Origin of the sequence: Flavobacterium frigoris PS1 (genome assembly GCF_000252125.1) — a bacterium.
In the GTDB taxonomy this organism is placed as follows: Bacteria; Bacteroidota; Bacteroidia; order Flavobacteriales; family Flavobacteriaceae; genus Flavobacterium; species Flavobacterium frigoris_A.
On sequence record NZ_AHKF01000050.1, the window covers coordinates 1 to 3,698 of the forward strand.

Below are 3,698 nucleotides of genomic sequence, written 5' to 3' on the forward strand. Positions count from 1 at the left end.
GTAATCGCTGCAAGGTAATGGTAAAGTCCGAGCTTGAAAAACTTGGACTTACTCCTTTATCTATTGAAATCGGCGAAATTTTAATTCGAGAAGATTGCATAAACAGTGTAAGAGAACAACTAATTATTAATCTAAACTCTTTAGGATTAGCAATTATAGATGATAGAAAAAGTCAAACCATTGAAAAAATAAAAATCATAATTTTAGATTTGGTGCATCATTCTGAAGTAGTGTTGAAAATAAATTTATCTAATCATATCAGCGATCAACTAAACCAGAATTACCATTATTTAAGTAATCTTTTTACAGAAGCAAACGAAATGACTATTGAGCATTATTTTATTGCTCAAAAAATAGAACGAGCCAAAGAATTATTAATATACAATGAACATTCCTTGAGCGAAATTGCCTATCAACTAAATTATAGTAGCGTTGCTCATTTAAGTAAGCAGTTTAAAAAAGTAACAGGATTAACTGCTACTAGTTTTAAAAAAATAAAAAGACCAAAAGTATAATACATCTGATAATCTGTAAATTATACTAAAATAATACAAAATTATACTAATTAAACACTTGTTAAATTTATAATTTTACATAGTAACAAAATTGTTTATAGTAACAATATAAGTGCTAAATTATGAAGATTTCAAAAGAATATATTGCTACTTGTTTAACTTGTCGTATTGCGTATAAAGGTTATTTCATATCGCTTATTGAAATCAATCTCGAAATTTCATCAAAATATAAAACACTTTGCCTTAATTGTACTGGTAACGACAAAATATTAAGAATTAATTAAAAGTAAGACAAACAGTTTATGTTGGTGTTACTTTTTTTTTGTTCTTACTTGAAAGGAGACACACTAATAAAAGGAACCAATTGTGAATTATACAAAGTAGCGATGCAAAAGTATTTGGGTCGCGTAGAATGAGTAACTAATGGATGGTAAAGATTAAAAAAAACGAAAGATAATCTTACTACTAATTACGACAGTGTCTACGAAATTTAAAAATATATTGTAAAGCACAAGTAAGATTTTAAATTGTGTTAGAGTAAAATAAAATTTGAGTTTACGACTAACCCTCTTTCTTAATTTACAACAAGCATTCTAATACTATATAATGATTGGAATGTAATCATTATTAATATTCATTTTTTTGACTACAAATTTTTGAAACCTGATAAATATCATCTTAGTTACCTGATTTTCATCGTAAATTTGAATTAAAACAGAGAAGTAGTATTAATCAATACTATTAGCAAATTAAATTTTAATTATAACAAAAAAATCATTCTAAAAGGAATAAAAGTTATAAGAAAATAATTATTGCATACCCTAGCATAGAATCTGAAAATTATAATCAAGGTAACAAAAATTTCAAATAAACGGAATTAGCTGTGGTGGATGCATCATAAGTGTAAAAAGAACCTTGGAAGCAAACAAAAAATCGACAATGTTGGGATTTCCATGGAACCAAAAGGAGCTTCAATAATTACAACGACAGAACCCCTTTCAGTTGCCGATTTACAAAAGCAACTCGATAGTCTCTCTGGCTATAATATAACAGAAATAAATTGAGACATTAATTTAAAAAATAAAAAACTGAAGTGGAAAGGATTTAATAATATTAAAAAAATGAAAAAATGAAAAAAATTGTAAAAACACTACTGATTATCATCACACTAGGCTCAATAATTAGCTGTAAATCAACATTTAATGCCTCTGAAACTATGGGTATTCAAGGCAACCGATCTGCTGTATATCAGGAAATAATTTCAAACCCAAACCAATTCAAAGAATTTATTGATCTAGCAAGTAAAGATGAAGAAGCAAATAAGATAATGATGCATAGTCATATGCAAATGATGGAATCTGGAAACATGAAAAAAATGATGGAGAAAGATCCAGAAATGAAACAAAAGATGAAAACACATATGGAGAAAATGATGGAGGAAAATTCTGAAATGAAAGAAAAAATGCAGGCGAAGATGCTAGATAAAATAATGGAAAGTCCAGAAGGTAGAATGATGTTGATGCAGAAAATGCATGAAAACAAAGAGATGCAAGGGGAAATGAAAGAAAACCCTGCAATGATGGAAATGATGATGGAAAAGATGCGGAAGAATCCTGATATGATGAAAAAAATGATGGAAAAGATGCAAGAAAATCCTGAAATGATGAAGAAAATGAAAGACAAGGACATGAAAGATAAAAAACATTCCGACCATAAATAATTCCATTAAGGAACACTTTATTTAAAAATTTATAAACGAATAGTAATAAAAATATTTAAAATCATGAAACAAACATTCAAAATCAACGGCATGTCTTGCGGAAGCTGCAAGCAAACAGTAGAAAAAGCTTTACAAGAAGTAACTGGGGTGAGCTCGGTGCAGGTAAGTATGAGTCCACCAGAAGCAATTGTTGAAAAAGCGGACTCTGTTACTTTAAATCAACTAAATGCTGCTTTATCAAAAGCTGGTAATTACAGCATTGGTGAAGAAGATCCTTCATCAACTCAAAAAACTAAAGGTGGATGCTGTTGTGGATAAGGTTTAAAACCTTGTTAAACATAAATAGTAAACGGATAGCTGATGTCCTATAGAGATAATTAAAAACTACTTGATGCGTTGCAAATGCTTCTCGATATAGTCAAGGTGTATACGATTACAAAAAATAATTTCTAAAATTAAAAAATTATGATGATGTGGCTGTGGATACTAATACCTGTTGTACTTGTATTGGTCTTTTTTAAAAACAAAGGACGAAATAAATAAATTACCATAAAGATGGAAACTCCTGTGAATATTCTAGTCAAGTGATTCACGAAGAGCAGAAAGTCCAAAGAGGAATAGGAAGATAAAAACGAATATAATATTCTAAAAAATAATATTTATGAGCTATTAATTTAACAAAACAATAAAGGGGACTTTTGAAGAGGTTATCGACAAGGTTACTAAAGGATTGAAAGAGGAAGGTTTTGGAAAATGAAAAATTGAATAAAGTGACAGAAGAAATTACAGTTAAGTTAGAAAAAATCATCAAAAAACTTTAAATAGAAACAGAAAAAAAAGTAGTAACAAATAAATTAAATAATATGAAAACAGTAGCAATTTTAATTATCGGATTATTAACATTAAGCAGTTGCAATCCAAAAACTGATTCGAAAGCCATGCTCGAAAATTCAGAAGTAAGAAATGAAGTTTACGATGAAATTTATGGCAATAACGATTATATGACGGAATTCATGGACAAAATGCAAAGTAGCAATCAAGGCATGCAAATGATGCAGGGAAATCAAAAAATGATGGGTTCTATGATGCAAGGTCAAGGCATGCAAATGATGATGAAAGATAGTACCATGATGACACAAATGATGTCAGAAATGATGAAAGATGGTAAAATGATGGGCTCGATGATGCAAATGATGAAACAAAATGGTATGATGAGCAATGATTGTATGCAGTCCTCAATGAAAATGATGAACGAGAAGGGAATGAAGATGAATGAAAATGGAATGATGATGAACAATAAATAAAACGATTACAAGAAGAATATTATTCAACATTGAAAATTAATTTAAAATTAAAAATTATGCATGATTACAGCGCACATTACGGAGGAATGCACCTGATATGGTGGGTTATATGGATGTTTTTTTTAGGATGGATTTTCTTTGTTCCAAGATCGGAAGAGC

General features: G+C 29.2%; 4 protein-coding genes. All 4 read left to right on the plus strand.

Annotated elements, in window-relative coordinates; translation table 11 throughout:
- The coding region (locus tag HJ01_RS17020) for a helix-turn-helix domain-containing protein (protein ID WP_040474118.1) at window positions 1-515 on the plus strand (515 nt) is incomplete at its 5' end.
- Window positions 516-1,644: 1,129 nt separating this feature from the next.
- The gene (locus tag HJ01_RS17030; RefSeq protein WP_007139762.1) at window positions 1,645-2,235 is read left to right on the plus strand and encodes a hypothetical protein; all 591 of its coding nucleotides are present in this window, start codon (window positions 1,645-1,647) and stop codon (window positions 2,233-2,235) included.
- 63 nt (window positions 2,236-2,298) lie between these two features.
- Window positions 2,299-2,553: a heavy-metal-associated domain-containing protein gene (locus tag HJ01_RS17035; protein ID WP_081478733.1), complete on the plus strand. Its 255-nt coding sequence runs from the start codon at window positions 2,299-2,301 to the stop codon at window positions 2,551-2,553.
- A 545-nt stretch (window positions 2,554-3,098) separates the two neighbouring features.
- Window positions 3,099-3,539, plus strand: a complete 441-nt coding sequence (locus HJ01_RS17040) for a hypothetical protein (protein ID WP_007139764.1) — start codon at window positions 3,099-3,101, stop codon at window positions 3,537-3,539.
- Window positions 3,540-3,698: the final 159 nt, after the last annotated feature.